The sequence below is a fragment of the Nocardia sp. NPDC006044 genome (assembly GCF_042871115.1).
Taxonomy (GTDB): Bacteria; Actinomycetota; Actinomycetes; order Mycobacteriales; family Mycobacteriaceae; genus Nocardia.
The window spans coordinates 138,484-153,554 of record NZ_JBIAID010000002.1 but is presented as its reverse complement, the minus strand read 5'-3'; the positions used below and the strand labels follow the sequence as shown (position 1 = coordinate 153,554).

The 15,071-nt window shown below is 67.1% G+C and carries 17 protein-coding genes; 7 read left to right on the top strand and 10 right to left on the bottom strand.

The features are described from left to right. Positions 1-41: 41 nt before the first annotated feature. Both ACFYO1_RS18275 and ACFYO1_RS18270 read right to left on the bottom strand, forming a co-directional pair. Entirely contained in the window at positions 42-464 is a 423-nt protein-coding gene (locus ACFYO1_RS18275; protein ID WP_150402270.1) for a VOC family protein, read from the bottom strand. 4 nt (positions 465-468) lie between these two features. Next, the gene (locus ACFYO1_RS18270) at positions 469-1,311 is read right to left on the bottom strand and encodes a helix-turn-helix domain-containing protein (protein WP_387232182.1); all 843 of its coding nucleotides are present in this window, start codon (positions 1,309-1,311) and stop codon (positions 469-471) included. Between the two features lie 131 nt (positions 1,312-1,442). On the opposite strand from ACFYO1_RS18270, the gene ACFYO1_RS18265 reads away from it, so the two are divergent. Both ACFYO1_RS18265 and ychF read left to right on the top strand, forming a co-directional pair. Next, positions 1,443-2,366: a zinc-binding alcohol dehydrogenase family protein gene (locus ACFYO1_RS18265; RefSeq protein ID WP_387232180.1), complete on the top strand. Its 924-nt coding sequence runs from the start codon at positions 1,443-1,445 to the stop codon at positions 2,364-2,366. 59 nt (positions 2,367-2,425) lie between these two features. Next, positions 2,426-3,505, top strand: coding sequence for a redox-regulated ATPase YchF (ychF, locus tag ACFYO1_RS18260; protein ID WP_387232179.1), 1,080 nt, complete (start codon positions 2,426-2,428; stop codon positions 3,503-3,505). Positions 3,506-3,524: 19 nt separating this feature from the next. Here the strand turns inward: ychF and ACFYO1_RS18255 are convergent, their stop codons facing one another. From ACFYO1_RS18255 to ACFYO1_RS18245, 3 genes are all read right to left on the bottom strand, one after another. Further along, positions 3,525-4,121 carry an RloB family protein gene (locus tag ACFYO1_RS18255; RefSeq protein WP_387232177.1) on the bottom strand — a complete coding sequence of 199 codons (597 nt, stop codon included), beginning with the start codon at positions 4,119-4,121 and terminating at the stop codon, positions 3,525-3,527. 2 nt (positions 4,122-4,123) lie between these two features. Continuing rightward, complete coding sequence (locus ACFYO1_RS18250) at positions 4,124-5,443, bottom strand: ATP/GTP-binding protein (RefSeq protein WP_387232176.1); 1,320 nt, start codon at positions 5,441-5,443, stop codon at positions 4,124-4,126. 268 nt (positions 5,444-5,711) lie between these two features. Further along, on the bottom strand, positions 5,712-6,422 hold the full coding sequence (locus ACFYO1_RS18245; RefSeq protein WP_387232174.1) for a TVP38/TMEM64 family protein: 711 nt from the start codon (positions 6,420-6,422) through the stop codon (positions 5,712-5,714). A gap of 218 nt (positions 6,423-6,640) precedes the next feature. On the opposite strand from ACFYO1_RS18245, the gene ACFYO1_RS18240 reads away from it, so the two are divergent. Then, entirely contained in the window at positions 6,641-7,471 is an 831-nt protein-coding gene (locus ACFYO1_RS18240; RefSeq protein WP_387232172.1) for a hypothetical protein, read from the top strand. A 99-nt stretch (positions 7,472-7,570) separates the two neighbouring features. Further along, positions 7,571-8,161 carry an NADPH-dependent FMN reductase gene (locus ACFYO1_RS18235; protein WP_387235198.1) on the top strand — a complete coding sequence of 197 codons (591 nt, stop codon included), beginning with the start codon at positions 7,571-7,573 and terminating at the stop codon, positions 8,159-8,161. Between the two features lie 79 nt (positions 8,162-8,240). Here the strand turns inward: ACFYO1_RS18235 and ACFYO1_RS18230 are convergent, their stop codons facing one another. Further along, positions 8,241-10,091, bottom strand: coding sequence for a lipase family protein (locus ACFYO1_RS18230; RefSeq protein ID WP_387232170.1), 1,851 nt, complete (start codon positions 10,089-10,091; stop codon positions 8,241-8,243). Between the two features lie 178 nt (positions 10,092-10,269). After that, positions 10,270-10,587, bottom strand: a complete 318-nt coding sequence (locus ACFYO1_RS18225) for a hypothetical protein (protein WP_387232168.1) — start codon at positions 10,585-10,587, stop codon at positions 10,270-10,272. A gap of 169 nt (positions 10,588-10,756) precedes the next feature. Here ACFYO1_RS18225 and ACFYO1_RS18220 point away from each other — a divergent pair, with 169 nt between their 5' ends. Next, entirely contained in the window at positions 10,757-11,053 is a 297-nt protein-coding gene (locus ACFYO1_RS18220; protein ID WP_387232166.1) for a ribbon-helix-helix protein, CopG family, read from the top strand. Continuing rightward, positions 11,050-11,463: a PIN domain nuclease gene (locus ACFYO1_RS18215; protein WP_387232164.1), complete on the top strand. Its 414-nt coding sequence runs from the start codon at positions 11,050-11,052 to the stop codon at positions 11,461-11,463. Before ACFYO1_RS18220 ends, ACFYO1_RS18215 begins: the two co-directional genes overlap by 4 nt. On the opposite strand, the gene ACFYO1_RS18210 is transcribed toward ACFYO1_RS18215, so the two are convergent. Then, positions 11,460-12,062: a hypothetical protein gene (locus tag ACFYO1_RS18210; protein ID WP_387232162.1), complete on the bottom strand. Its 603-nt coding sequence runs from the start codon at positions 12,060-12,062 to the stop codon at positions 11,460-11,462. The two genes, ACFYO1_RS18215 and ACFYO1_RS18210, sit on opposite strands and share 4 nt — an antisense overlap. 124 nt (positions 12,063-12,186) lie before the next feature. After that, the gene (locus tag ACFYO1_RS18205) at positions 12,187-12,672 is read right to left on the bottom strand and encodes a MarR family winged helix-turn-helix transcriptional regulator (RefSeq protein ID WP_364722316.1); all 486 of its coding nucleotides are present in this window, start codon (positions 12,670-12,672) and stop codon (positions 12,187-12,189) included. 74 nt (positions 12,673-12,746) lie between these two features. On the opposite strand from ACFYO1_RS18205, the gene ACFYO1_RS18200 reads away from it, so the two are divergent. Beyond that, positions 12,747-14,204 (top strand): MFS transporter, encoded by a 1,458-nt coding sequence (locus ACFYO1_RS18200; RefSeq protein ID WP_387232160.1) that lies wholly within the window; start codon positions 12,747-12,749, stop codon positions 14,202-14,204. 32 nt (positions 14,205-14,236) lie between these two features. Here the strand turns inward: ACFYO1_RS18200 and ACFYO1_RS18195 are convergent, their stop codons facing one another. After that, positions 14,237-14,884, bottom strand: coding sequence for an HD domain-containing protein (locus ACFYO1_RS18195; protein WP_387232158.1), 648 nt, complete (start codon positions 14,882-14,884; stop codon positions 14,237-14,239). Positions 14,885-15,071 lie beyond the last annotated feature (187 nt).

Here is a 15,071-nt window from a genome sequence, read left to right as displayed (position 1 = left end):
CAGTCCCCGGTGAACTTACGCAGTGCTCCCCGTCGTCCGGGCTACTCGCCCCAGTAGGTGCCGAAACTCCAGAGGTTGCCCTCGGGATCGCGGACGGTGAAGCCGCGCGAACCGTAGTCTTCGTCGCGCAGTCCGCGCAGCACCTCGGCTCCGGCGGCCGTCGCGCGCTCGAGCAGGGCGTCCGGGTCTTCGCAGACCACGTAGGTCGAGTCGTTGCCGGGCACGCGCTTGCCGAACTCGCTCTCGTCCTTACACGCCGAGCCGAACATCACGCCGCCGCCGAGCGGCCAGCGCAGTTCGGCGTGCACGACGATCGACGGGTCGTCCTCGCGGGTGTACATCGCGGTCTCTTGGAAGCCGAAGGCGTCGACCAGGAACTTGGACATGGCCTTGGCGTCGCGGAAGGTCAGCGCGGGCCAGACGGCGGTGCGGGTGGTGATGTCGGTGGGGGTTGGATTCGTCATGCGCTCAGCGTCGCCCGGCGGACCGTTCGGTGTCTTGGACGGATGGAATCTCCTCGCTCAGCCAGACCGTCGGGCTGGTCCCGGCCAGCTCGGCGAAGTCGCGATTCAAGTGCGCCTGGTCGTAGTAGCCGCAGCTGGCCGCGACCTGCGCGATGGTGATGAACGAGGGGGTCCGCTCCAGCATGCGCCGCGCTCGTTCGAAGCGGGTGATGCGCGCCGCGAGCTTCGGGCCCAGCCCGAACTCGGTGCCGAACCGGCGAGCGAGGTGCTGTCTGCTCCAGCCGATCTCCTCGACCAGCGACCCGATCGACACGGTGCCGCCGGAGTCGACCAGCGTGCGCCACGCCCAGGTCAGTTCCGGTGCGACCACGCGCTCGGGGTAAGCGATCCGGGTCAGGATCCGGTCGACCACGGCGAAGCGCTCCGGCCAGCTCAGCGGTTCCTGCAACCGCTCCCACAGCTCGCGCCCGACCGGGCCGACCACGTCGGCGAACTCCACCGACGTGTCCCACAGCGCCGCGGCCGGCACCCCGAACAGCGCACGGCTGCCGAGCGGGGTCAGCGCGACCGAGACGCCCTCCTGGTGCCCGGTATGCGAGATCAACGCCGTGTTCGCCTGCAGCCCACTCACCGAGCAGCGGTATTCCTGCGGGGCTTGACTCGGATCCGTTTGCGCCACAACGTCGATCGTCGGGCCGATGCTGATGATGAAGGTCATGTGCGCAGAGGGCAGACCGCGATGCAACCCGGCGGCATAACCCGTCATGCGGTAGCCGCGATAGTGATCGATGAACGGCGTGAGCATGGGCGCCGGCCGCGCTGTCACCACCTCGGTGATCGGCTCCATGCAGGTCACGCTACGCCGCCCGGCGGCGACCGCAAGCGCGGTGAGATGGAGCACTCGGACCCGAAATTGGGTATGAGCGCACACCGAGGTCTGGTTACCGTGTCGTCTTTCCCATGTTTTCTGGAGGTGTGATGCGGCGGGTCCAATACGAGCGCAGCGGTGGTCCTGAAGTGCTCGAGATCGGGTCGGCCGAGGTGCCGACGCCGGGCCCGGGTGAACTCCTGGTCCGGGTCGAGGCGATCGGGGTGACCCTGCCGATGGTGCGGAAGGTACGCGAGCAGCGCGAACCGATCCCGCTCGGCGGTGAGGTCGCGGGTGAGGTGGTCGCGGTCGGCGACGGTGTCACCGGCTACGCGCCGGGATATCGGGTGACCGGTCTGGTGTTCGGGCACGGATACGCCGAATACGCGCTGCTCTCGGTCGCGATGGCGTCGCCGATTCCGGACGGGGCGTCGGCGGTGGATGCGGTCGCGCTGGTGCGCAGCGGGTTGGTCGCGCTCGGCGCGCTAGCTGCGGCGAACCCGCTCGAAGGCGAGTCCGTGCTGGTCACGGCGGCGGCCAGCGGTATCGGGCATCTCGCGGTGCAGCTGGCTCGGGTGCGCGGCGCGTCCCGGGTCGTCGGTGCGGTCTCGGATCAGGTCAAGGCGGAGTTCGTGCGCGGGCTCGGCGCCGACGAGGTGATCGAGTACGGGCAGGAGTCGTGGGGTCAGCCCGTCGACTACGCGCTCGACGCGGTGGGCGGCGATCTGCTCGGGCCGGCCATCGCCGCGCTCGCTCCCGGCGGCCGGCTCGTCGCCTACAGCTCCGGCGGCGGGACCATCCAGGCCTACGACCTGCTCGTCGGGGCCAAGTCGGTGATCGGGTTCCAGATCGCGCGCATCGCGCAGCGCCAGCCGGACCTGCTCGACCAGTGGCGGCAGGAGCTGTGGCAGTACGTCGCGTCGGATCAGCTGCGGCCGGTCGTGCACGCCGAATTCGCGCTCGACGACGTCGCCGAGGCGCACGCGCTGATCGAGGACCGCGGCAATCTCGGCAAGGTCGTGCTTATCCCCTGATCACCGGTGGGGCAGGCGCGGGTCGGTGGCTCGCGCCTGCCGCGTAGACTCCTCTTCTCGTGAGTCTCACCCTCGGAATCGTCGGCCTGCCCAACGTCGGAAAGTCGACGCTTTTCAACGCGCTGACCAAGAACGACGTGCTGGCCGCGAACTACCCGTTCGCGACCATCGAGCCGAACGTCGGCGTGGTCCCGCTGCCCGATCCGCGGTTGAACAAGCTCGCGGAGATCTTCGGTTCGGCGAAAATCCTGCCCGCCGTGGTGTCCTTCGTCGACATCGCCGGCATCGTCAAGGGCGCGTCCGAGGGTGCCGGTCTCGGCAACAAGTTCCTCGCCAACATCCGCGAAGCCGACGCCATCTGCCAGGTCGTGCGCGTCTTCGCCGACGATGACGTGGTGCACGTCGACGGCCGCGTCGACCCGCTCGCCGACATCGAGGTGATCGAGACCGAGCTGATCATCGCCGACCTGCAGACCCTGGAGAAGGCGATCCCGCGGCTGGAAAAAGAAGCCAGGATCAAGAAGGACCGTAAGCCCCTGCTCGACGCGGCCGTCGCCGCCAACGCGGTCCTCGACAGCGGCCAGACCCTCTACTCCGCGCGCGCCAAGCTGGACGGCGAACTGCTGAAAGAGCTTTCGCTGCTCACCACCAAGCCCTTCCTCTACGTCTTCAACGCCGACGAGTCCGTCCTCACCGACGACGCGAAGATCGCCGAGCTGAAGGCCGCCGTAGCTCCCGCCGACGCCGTCTTCCTCGACGCCAAGGTCGAAGCCGAACTCCTCGAACTCGACGACGAATCCGCCCTCGAACTCCTCGAATCCATCGGCCAGACCGAACCCGGCCTGAACGCCCTGGCCCGCACCGGCTTCCACACCCTCGGCCTCCAGACCTACCTCACCGCAGGCCCGAAAGAATCCCGCGCCTGGACAATCCACCAGGGCGACACCGCCCCCAAAGCCGCCGGCGTCATCCACACCGACTTCGAACGCGGCTTCATCAAAGCCGAAATCGTCGCCTTCGACGACCTGGTCGAACACGGTTCCATGGCGGCGGCCAAGGCTGCGGGCAAGGTGCGGATGGAAGGTAAGGACTACGTCATGGCAGACGGCGACGTAGTCGAATTCCGTTTCAACGTCTAGCAGTCCGTCTCGTCAGGTCTCATCGCCCAAGCATGAGATCCACGAGGACCGGCATTGCCGAGGAGGGATCGGGGCCTATTCTGCTGGCCGCCAGGTTGGGGTCCACTCGGCGAGCGATCTCACATGCGCTGTGTACGGCGTGGAACGGGAAAGTCGGTGCGAGCATCTTTTTCGTGACCAGTCCAAGCTTCGCAGTGAGGTCGTCGAGCTGCGTGGTGCTCAGCGCAGAGTGCTTGTCCTCGACGTGCCACCGCAGCCAAGTCTCGAATTTGAGGTTCGAGACAAGCAGCAGGATCGACTCGCGTGCGGCAAGTTGGCAGGCAGCCGGCAACGCCTGGTGCTGGTCGACATCGACGAGACAGACGCACACGTCGTAGTTCTTCTCATTGCTCGCCGCATTGTCGCGAATCTCGATGCCCTTCCGGACTACCTTCACCGGGTCTTTGCCGACGGGGACTGATTTCACGACAGCAGTCGCACCCCGGCTGCGCAGATAGCTGTTCAGTCCCTCGACGTACTGGGGTTCCGTCCGCGTTCCCTCGGTAACCACGAGGATGCGCCGGGCGGCCTGCCGCGTGGGCCTGCTGGTACGCCCGCTCTGCCTGCGTACCGGCATCCTCAGCGCTCCTCGGAGCCAACGAGTGCTGCCAGCGTGCTCGGCGAGAGCCGCGGGGTCCCGCCATACCGGCCGGTGAGATAGCGGCGTGCCACATTCGCATCGGGGTGCTTCGGGAAGTCGGCTAGGCAGGTCAGTTCGGTAACGCCTTCATACGTCTTGTCCGTAAGCCAGACCTGCTCGGGTTCCAGCTTCACCTCGCTCAGCGGGGAGAGGACGTAGGCCTCGTGGCTCGTGAAGATGAGCTGCGCTTGCTGATGGTTGACTCGAGGTTCCGCGAACGCTCCCAACAGGACCTCGAGGAGATGGGGGTGCAGGCTCGCGTCGATTTCGTCGACGAGGAGCAGCCCTCCTCGTCGCAGCGCCGCCAGTGCCGGCACGCCGATGGCGAGCCAGGCGATGGTTCCGTCGCTTTCGTCTCGGATAGAGAACTCCGGGCATTCGTCGGCAGTGCCGCGGTGAGTGAAGACCAGATGTCGCACCACCTGGGCGAGTTGGTCTTCGTCCAGGTGGGTGGACTCGTCATCGTCGCTGGGCTCGTCTTCCTCTTTACGCAAGTCGAGAAGAAGGCGGCCGAGGGCTCGACGCACGTGCTCGGGAAGTTTTCTCTCCTCGATCCCGACCTTCACAACGCCGATGTCGGCGGCCTGGAGCAGCGCCTCGAGGTCTGCGAAGGTGATGGTTCCCTCGGCCAGCGAGTCCGCGATGTTCGACAGACGTGCCTCACGATGGGAGTCCTTTACCAGGACGCAGTCGAAGCTGGAGACCAGATAATCAGCTAGGAGGTACAGGCGTGAGTCGGGCAGCAATAGCGCCCGGCTGAGCACGAGCTCACGCCCCGTCACGTCGATCTTCGCGTGCAGACTCTGGTGGAAGGTAGACGTGCCGCTTTCCCGGTCGCGATCCAGCAGCGTGCGCCATCGCGAGTTGGGTACATCGCGCAGCCACTCGCGTTTGATCCCGTCGTAGTCCACCTCGAAGCCGTATAGATGACGGCGTCCATCGTGCACGAAATCGAGCTCATAGGTGCTCGATGAGGTGCGCGCCGTCCCGTCGAGCCGAAATGGCGCCCGCTGCATGGACTTCGATGCCTGCCAAGTTGTTGCGGACTGACTGATCGCTGTGAAGGTGTACCGCAGCGCGTCCAGCACAGCGGATTTACCGGTCGCGTTGCCGCCGAAGATCCCGGCAATCGGGTATGTCACGGCGCTCCAGTCGCCGTCCCGTGGCTGGAGTGTCCGCAACGATGGGCGTGCGAGATCGACGGTGATCTCATCCCGGATGCTCTGGTGGTTGCGCACCGTGAACCTGAGCAGGGTCATTACACGACCCTATCAGTCGGAGCGGGTCGATTTATACGTTTTTCGACTATATCGAGGCGCTGAGAATAAATTGGACCCTCTGTTGGCGGTGGCCCTGGCCATCGTCGAGGGAGTGATCAGGTTTCACCTGCCCTCCTGTCGCACTCGTCGGCTGGTGAGAAGCCCTGCCTTACTGAGCCCCGCCGTTCGGTCGTCTAGGCACGCTGTGGCGTCAACAGGTTCGAACCTTGTCCCGGCCGGTATTTGGGCGTCAGCGCGAGGGCCTCGGTTATGGCTTTGCTGGTGGTTCGGGGTCGGGGGTTTTGCGGTGGCGCCAGGTTTGGAGGGTGCGGTGGGCGGCTAGGGCGCCGAGGATGGCGGTTATGCACCAGATGGTGATGGCGGTGTAGGCGAGGGGGGCGGAGAGGTCGCCTATGGAGGCGCCTAGGGCGGTGTAGACGAAGGCTCGGGGGGTGGAGCCGATGAGGGCGCCGGTGGCCATTTGCCAGAGGGGGATGCCGAGGGCGCCGAAGGTGTAGGCGGACAGGGCATCTGGGGCACCGGGGATGAAGCGTTGGCCGACTACGGCCCAGAGGCCGTGGCGGTCGAGTTGGGCGGTGAGACGGTCGGCGCGTTCGGGGCCCAGTAGGCCGCGGGCGCTCTGGTGGCCGGCTCGGCGGCCGAGGTAGCTGGAGATCGTTGCGGTACCGACCGTTGCGGCCAGCGTCACGAATGTGCCGACCAGGGGGCCGAAAAGGAGACCGCTGCCGGCGGCGAGGATCGGGCCGGGGACGAGGATGGCGCCGAGGAGCGCGGCGACGAGTGCGTAGACCAGCGGTGCGGCGGGGCCGGTCGCTTCCACCAGGTCGCGCACGCGGTTGATGTCGATGACGTGGACGACGGCTACGAGATAGAACATCGTGAGCAGGAAGACGATGCACGCCGCTAGCCGTGCGCCGTGTCGCCAGCGGTTGGTCTGCGGGGAACCTTCGTCAGTCATGGTGCGCACAACCCTGCCGCACGTCGACCGTGGTCGCGAATCGAAGGTGGACGAATCCGCTCCGTGTCCGGCCTGGCTCCGATGAAGGTCTTGGGTGTAGCAGCGTCCTGGGGCGGTCGAACCGAACCTGTTCGTATGCTTCGGATTCCGGGCGGATCGGTGCCGAGAAGGGTTCAGACTGAGGAGGTCTCACCATCTCGTTCGCTCTGGAGATCGCCGTGCTCACCTTGCATGATCCCACCAAACCCACCACTTCGGGATCCAGTCCGATCACTGAATTCACCCGTGCCGCTACCATTCTCGCCGATCAGGTGACGCCGCCGACCAAATCGACCGGTCCGTTGCATAAACTGCTGACGGTGCTCGTGAAGACGGCGATCGATGATCCCGATGAGACTTACACGGCGCAGGACATCATCGTCGCCTATCAGAAGCTGTGTGCGCTCGCGCGGGCGCGGGTGCAGGAATGGGCGGAGGACACCGCGCGATGCAAGCGGTACTTGGACAATGAGCTGAATCGGAAACTGGCGGGGGAACTTCTGCGCATTCAGCGCGATCAGGAAAAGCGGCTGGATTCGCTGCGCCAGGCCGAGGTCGTGGTGATCACCCGGGGCACGGACCCGAGTCAGGCCATCAACATCATGACCTACGAGACATTCGGGGGTGAGGTTCCGGGACCGGCCCGGACGAACGCGCCCACCGATCCGGACGCGGGACGGCAGACCGGAGAGGGCGTCAAGACCACCAAGGAAGGCCGGCTGGAGGAGTGGTCGCTCGGGGCGCTGCGCGGGTTTGCCGCCAGCGGATTCCTGCTGATCGCCGAGGCGACACCGAGCATGGTGTCGCTGCCGCCCGGGACCGCGCTGACCTCCGGGGAACGCGGGGTATGCGGTTTTGCGGATCAGCGGGTCCGCCGGGTCGCGATCCTCGAACAGGGGCGCGTGGCCACCGGCATCGATCCGTTCGTGCGTGCGCTCGAAATCATGATGAAAGGATCTGCCAACGCGGAAAGCGCGTTGCAGTACGCGATCAAGAAGCGGCCGACCTGAGCCGCTCGGCCCGAAAGATAGGTATTGAGCACGCCGATTTGACCTTAACCTTTGTTGATGTTCGATGCTTGCGTCATCATCCTGCACGCATCGAAAGGAATTGGCATGACGGAGAATCCGGTCAAGGTCGCGGTAATCCTCGGGAGCACCCGCGCGGGACGGTTCGGCCCCACGGTGGCCAACTGGTTCATCGATCACGCGAAGCGGCGCGACGACATCGCGGTCGACCTCATCGACCTCGCGGTGGAGCAACTGCCCGCGTACATGTCCAACGAACCCGACCCCGAGGGTGCGCGAGCGCTGCAATCCGTCGGCGCGCGACTGACCGTCGCCGACGGATTCGTCGTGATCACTCCCGAGTACAACCACAGCTACCCCGCGCCGCTCAAGAGCGCGATCGACTGGCACTTCACCCAGTGGCAGGCCAAGCCGATCGGATTCGTCTCTTACGGAGGCGTTTCCGGCGGCCTGCGCGCGGTGGAGCACCTCCGTCACGTCTTCGCCGAACTGCACGCCGTCACCGTCCGCGACACGGTGAGCTTCCACGGGGCCGGCCAACTCTTCGGCCCGGCAGGCCAACTCGCGGACCCCGCCGCCCCCACGGCCGCCGCCGACCAGCTACTCGACCAACTCGTCTGGTGGGGATCCGCCCTCCGTAAGGCCCGCGCCGAACGGCCCTACGCGGCCTGATTCTCCGCGCGGGTTTGTTCCACGTCATCACTGCCACCAGGCAGATGCGCTCTGCCTCAACGTGGTTCGTGTGTGGCGACTAGTGCTCTGCGAGATCTGCCGGTAACGGTTCGGCACAGCTGCCAGGGGCAGGGGTGCCGGTGAGCCGGTCGGCGAACCATTGAATCACGCGGGGGGCCACGGCTTTTTCGTTGTCGTTGTCGTGGCCGACGCCGGGGTTCCACTGAGTCGTCACGGAGTTACCGGCGGCGCAGTAGCGGTTGACCAGGGCGGCGGTGAATTTCGGCGGAACCAGCTGGTCGTCCAGGCCTTGGGCGAGATAGACCGGGATGCCGGGCGGCAGGTCGGGGGCCCGGTTTTCCTCGAAGGCTCTACGCCAGGAGGGATCGGCCAGTGGGTCGCCTTTGAAGTAGTCGCCCATGCCGGGAACCGTGGTGATGCGGGCGAAGAGGGCGGCGAAAGGTGTTGCGGCACAACCTGCTCCGGCCATCTCCTGGTTGCGCAGGGCGGCCTGGGGAGTGAGCAGTGCGTTCGGGTCGAGCTGGGGATAGACCTTGGCGTACTGAGTGGTGAGGAACGGGGTGACGGCCCAGCCGTTGAGGAGCTGCGGCGGATCGGCGCGCAGGATGCCGGCGATATCGGAGGCCGGCGCGGTGGCGGCGTCGGCGACGAGGTGCAATTCCGGTGCGTAGGTGGGGGATTGGGCGGCGGCGGCCAGGGAGATGAGACCGCCCTGGGAGACGCCGTAGATCAGCATGTCGGTGCCGGCGTTGGTGCCGGGCAGGTTGCGGGCGGCGCGCGCGGCGTTCACGGTGTCGCGGCCCTGGTCGGCGGCGACCAGGTAGTGCTCACCGTCGCCGGTGCCCGCCGCGCCCGCGTAGTCGCTGGCGGCGATCACCCAGCCGCGGTCGAGGGCGTTGTTGAGCCAGGGCATGGTCGAGGCGATCCCGGATTGCCGGCTGGGGGCGCATTCCGGGCCGAGGCTGACGGTGCCGTGGGCGAAGTTCAGAATGGGCCGGTCGGTACCCTCGGTGAGCGGCGTCCAGACCATGCCGGAGGACACCGCCGGGGTGCCGTTCCGGTCCTGGGACCAGTACAGGATGCGTTGACCGCGGCCGTGCACGCCGGGTAGCGACATCGAGGCCGAGCGGATCACGGTGCCGGGCGGCTGCGGTGAAATACCCTGGGGCACTTCGTAGAAGGCGGCGAGCCGGGTTTGCTCGGCGTCCTGCCGGGCGGCTTGCGTGACGATCGTCCCGTACCAGCCTGCGGTCACGGCGAGCACGATCAGCTGCACGGTGACGGCGGCCGGACGCCACCAGCGCAGGGAGCCGGCGCGCGGCAGCGGTGCGGTCAGGCGCAGGCCGCGGATCGCCATCGCCGTTCCGGTGATCAACAGCGTGAGGATGGTCCACGCGGTGAAATCCAGTCCGGTGCGGAAGGGCAGCGTCACGAGAATCACGCCGGCGAGCACCTGCCAGCCCGCGAGTGCCGCGGACGCGACCAGGACATCATCGCGTCGCGTCCCGGCCAGCAGTCCGCAGATTCCGAGCGCGGCGAAGAACGTCCCGACCCACACCAGTGACGTCGACACCGACATGGCCAAGGCCGCGACGCCGAGAACGCCGAACCCTGCCGCAAGCACCGCCTCGGCACCCAGCAACCGCTGAGCACGCACGAGCCGGACTCTGTCGTCATCCGGCGGCTGATCGGACCCGGAACTGCACCGGCCGGCCCGCCGCGCCAACCACCACCGGGCCGCGGCGGACGCGCCGAACGCCAGCATCGCGACCGCCACGACCGCGCGCCCCTCGATGAGGGAAACACCGAAGGGTGAGTACAGCAGCAAGCCCGCTGAGATCACGACCAGACCGGGCAGCCACCACGCGATACCCCGTAAGTCCCAGCTCACGGCCCTGCTGCCGCTCACGACTCCGCCTCGCCGGCGCTCGGCTCCGGCGGGCGCGAACGCGCGTCGTCTCTTCGGCTCGCTCGCTGAGGCTCGCTCACCCCGGGGCCTCCGTCCTTCGGTTACGCGGCAAACAGCTCGATGCCGCAACTCTACGGACGACCACCGAATGGTCTATGTGATCTTCGTCGGCCCCGGCTCAGCGGTGCCGCCACCTCCGTCGCGCCCACTTCCGCGCTGCCGGACTCACGGCGAGAACCGGGAGAAATAGTACGAATCCGACCAATACGACCGGAATCATCAAGTAGATGAACAACTCTCCGAGTATCTGGACGATGGTGGGAATCGCGAACGGCAGCGCCAGCGCCGCCAGCGCAATCGCCAGTAAGTAGGCCCCGCCCGATGCCGCGGCCAGCGCGGCGAGCGCGAACCCGGCTGCCACGACCAGCCCCAGCAGGGCGACCAGATAGTTGTCCCACCACGCGTGTTGTTTCGTGTGAATCGAAGCGCCTCCCAAGACGTCGGGTCCGACCCAGCCGCAGAGCCTAGCGCCCCGCCGCCCGCGCTACCGGCGAACTCTGGATCACGTTGCGCTGGTTGAGGCCTCGTTCCCTAACACCCCCGAGTTATCCCCAATCGCCGGAGTACGGGTTCCGGTGGTGGCTGCTTTGCGCGAGAGTCGGGGTGTGGACACGACAGCGCTTAGCCTCTTTTCCGGCACGCTTCCTGGTGATATCTTTGATATCGAGGAGGTGGGCTGGATGACCGACATACTGATTCGTGATGTGCCCGACTCGACGATCGCCGAGATAGATCGGCGCGCAAAAGATCTGGGCGTATCTCGCAGTGAATTCCTTCGCCGCTGGATCGCCCGGGACTTCCGGTCCACAGCGGCACCCGTGACCGCAGCAGACCTCGATCGGCTCGGGCGGCTGGCGCGAGACCTGGGCGACTCGGAGGTCATGCGGCAGGCGTGGTCGTGAGCGAGCGGCCTTGGCTCGTCGACAAGTCCGCCCTGGTGCGGTTGGGTCGAAGTCCCGACGCGCAACTTTGGGCTACGCGGATCGAACGTGGGCTGGTGCGAATCTCCACGGTTACCGTGCTGGAGACCGGCTACTCGGCCCGATCCGCCCAGGATCTGACCGAGTTGCTCGATCTTCCGCCCCTCGCGAGCATGCCCGTGGAATACCTGACCCCCTCCGCTGAGAACCGGTCGGTCGAGGTGCTCCGAACCCTCGCCGAACGGGGTCGTCACCGCGCGCCGTCGATCCCCGACCTACTGATCGCCGCCATCGCGGAACAGTCGAAACTCGTTGTGCTCCATGTCGACAAGGACTTCGAACTCATCGCGGAAATCACCGGTCAACCGATCGAAGGGTTGCGGGTCGGCTAGGGGAGGGGTTCCAGGGCGGCGCCGGTGAAGAGGGGGAAGTCGGGGGTGTCGGGGAAGTCCGGGGCGGTTTCCTCGCCTATGTAGAGGTCCAGGTGGTGGGGGCCGCTGGGGCCGGGGATGAATTCTTCGCCGATGGACCATTCGGTGGCTTGGAATTTGGTGCAGGCTTGGGCGGTTGCGGGATCGATGATGCCGCAGTCGGCGAGGCGCAGGTGCGTGCCGGGTTCGAGGCCGTCGGCGGCGGCGCTGCGGAAGGGTTGCAGGATTTCACCCGCGGCGTCGCGGGGGTGCGAGTCGAGCCAGAAGCCGATGTCGTACGACCAGTTGAGGTAGGCGCCGGCGTTGGCGCCGCTGGTGATCCGGCCGGTGCCCTCGTCGCGCACGGCGTCGACGAAATCGCTTGGTAGCTCGCCTAGTTGGGCGTCGGACTCGACGCAGTCGATGCTGGTGCAGCCGTGCACGGTTTCGCGCGGACCGTCATGGTAGGACTCGACGGCGGTGTAGTACGCCGTCACGGTCCAGTCGGACCACTCATCTTCGCCGGCCTGGCATCCGGCCGCGAGCACGGACACGGCCAGCAACCCCACACCCAGCCTCACGCTTCGATGGTACGGGGGTCGCGGCCGTGGCGCCGCCCGGGCCGAGTCAGGTTGCGGTGGAGCGGAACTCGGCGGGAACGGGCGGCCGGACGATCTCCGAGTTGAACTCCGCGCGGGGAGTCCGCTAGAGCCGCACCTCCGGCGGCCGCGGCCACGGGTTCTCCTCGATCTGCTCGACGGACTGATTGAACCGCGCGATCAACCTGCTCAACTGATCGACATCGGTACCGTCCCAGTCCGCGACCACGGCGCCGATGCCTTCGCGGCTCTGCATGCGATCGGCGGCCAGCACGTCCAGCCCCTTGATGCTGGCCTGGATCTTGCGCGCGATCCCGCCGTCCGGATCGGGAACGCGGTCGACCAGTCCCTGCTTGAGCATGGCGCCGACCTGGCGGTTGATCGTGGAGATATCGAGCTGGAACGCCTCGGACAGCTCGCGCAGGCTCAGCGGCTCGTCGTACTCCAGCCGGGTCAGGATGAGAAAAGCCGACCGGTCGAGCTGGAAGCCGGGACGGCGGAGCAGCGACGCGGGGAAGTGCCTGGCGAGCAGGGTGAGCTCGAAGACCAGGCGGGTGAGCGCTGCGTTGTCGGCGGGACCGAATTCGGACATGGGCCTCACTATGTCGGGTGCGTCACGTTATATCCAATTGTGCACGATACACAAGGTGTGTAGCGTGCACATTTGTGACTGTTGCTGCCGACGCGTCTTCGACCGTCTCCGATACCGACGACCGAAGGCGTCCATCGCCGGCCGTCCTCATCGCGACCCTCGGCATGGTCGGTGTCGTCGTCTCGCTGATGCAGACGCTGGTCATTCCGATCATCCCCACGTTGCCCGACCTGCTGAGCACCTCGGCGTCCAACGCCTCCTGGGTGGTCACCGCCACGCTGCTGGCCGGCGCGGTGTTCACCCCGATCAGCGGCCGGCTCGGCGATATGTTCGGCAAGCGCCGGGTGCTGTTCGTCAACCTGCTCTCGCTGGTCGCCGGCTCGGTGGTCTGCGCGGCCTTCTCCTCGCTGCTCCCCGAGATCATCGGACGGTCGCTGCAAGGTGCCGCGGTCGGCGCGATTCCGCTGGGCATCAGCATCATGCGCGACGAACTGCCCGCCGAGAAGGTGGGTTCGGCGATGGCGATCATGAGCGCGACGCTCGGCGTCGGCGGCGCCCTCGGCCTGCCGCTGGCCGCGGCGATCGCGCAGAACGCGGACTGGCACATGCTGTTCTGGACCGCGGCCGGCCTCGGCTTGGTCTGTGCCGCACTGGTCTTCGTGTTCGTGCCGGAGTCGCCGGTGCGCACCCCCGCCCGCTTCGATTTCGGTGGCGCGCTCGGTCTTTCGGTCGCACTGCTGGCACTGCTGATTCCGATCACCAAGGGCGCGGACTGGGGCTGGGGCAGCCCGACCACGCTGATCCTGTTCGCGGTGTCGCTGGTGGTGTTCCTCGGCTGGGGCGCCTACGAGCTGCGTCAGCGGTCGCCGCTGGTCGACCTGCGGGTCTCGGCGCGGCCGCGGGTGCTGTTCACCAACATCGCGTCGGTCGCGGTCGGCTTCGCGCTCTACGGCATGTCGCTGACCTTCCCGCAGCTGCTGATGGCGCCGGAGCAGACCGGCTACGGCTTCGGCCTGACCATGGTCAATGCCGGATTGGCGCTGGCGCCGACCGGATTCGTGATGATCCTGCTGTCGCCGGTGTCGGCGAAGCTGTCCGCCGCGCGCGGACCGAAGATCACCCTGGCGCTCGGTTCCGCGGTGATCGCGGCGGGCTACCTGTGCGCGGTGGTGCTGATGAACAGCGTCTGGGAGATCATGGTGGCGTCGATGATCGTCGCCGCCGGTGTCGGCCTGGCCTACGCCGCGATGCCCGCGCTGATCATGGGCGCGGTGCCGATCACCGAGACGGCCGCGGCCAACGGACTGAACTCGCTGATGCGATCGGTCGGCACGTCGACCTCGTCGGCCGTGATGAGCGTCGTGCTGGCGCACATGACGATGCAGCTCGGCGTGCACGTGTTCCCGTCGCGCGACGGGTTCCACACCACGTTCCTGATCGCCACGGCGGCCGCCATCGTCGCGATCGTGCTGACCGCGCTGATCCCGATGCGCAAGGCGCCGGACGCGGCGGCGACGGTCGGGCACGCCTGACCCGAGAAGCGTCGGCGCTCGCTTTTTCCGGGTCAGTTACCCCAGCGGCCGAGGTCGGCCGCGTGCTCGAGCAGCGTTCGTTGCCCGGCCTGCCGTTCGCGCAGCAGCGTGAAAGCGGGAGAGAACGGCGGGGCCTTGTCCGACCGGGCGGTCGCCTGCTCGATGATGATGTCCGCCAACGACGTGGCCATGGAGTGCCGCGGATATCGCGCGTGAATCCGCGCGCCGATCTCGTCGCTGATGAACTCCGTGTCCCTGCCGAAGTCGAGGGCGATGCCGTTCCTGGTGAGCAGGCAGAGCGTGCCGCGGCGATCGGCGATGTGCTGCGAGGTGTGCAACGCGATGGCCTCCCAGACCGAGTCGACGGCGGCGGCACCGACGCCCTGCTCGGTCAGGAACTCCGCGGCCTTGTCCGCCCCGTCGACCTCGAATCGGTGGTTGCCGTTGGCTGCCTCGCTGAGGCCGATGTCGTGCAGGACGGTCGCGGCGAACAGCAGATCGGGGTCGTAGTCCGTATCGGGCGCGGCCTGGATGTGCTCGGCGAAGAGCCTGGCGAACACAAAGCTCCGGATGCTGTGGTTGGCGATGGCCGGCGACTCCACCCGCAGTGTGAGGGCCAGGACGGCCTGGCTGAGTGGCGTCTGTGGCAGCGCGAGTGCCGCCGTGGTGTCGCTGGTCATGCCCGACCTCTCTCACATCGGACCGCGAGAGTCGATGCACGCACACTGGGATGGAGAAACTGCTTGTGAGCGTAGGAGATAGCGCGTCGAGTGGCGACGTGAGAAGTCATACAGGTGCGGCCGGGAACTTCGACGGGTGCGCGACCGACGTGGCTGGTCGCCCGGCCAGGCTTGCGCGCTCGAAGCT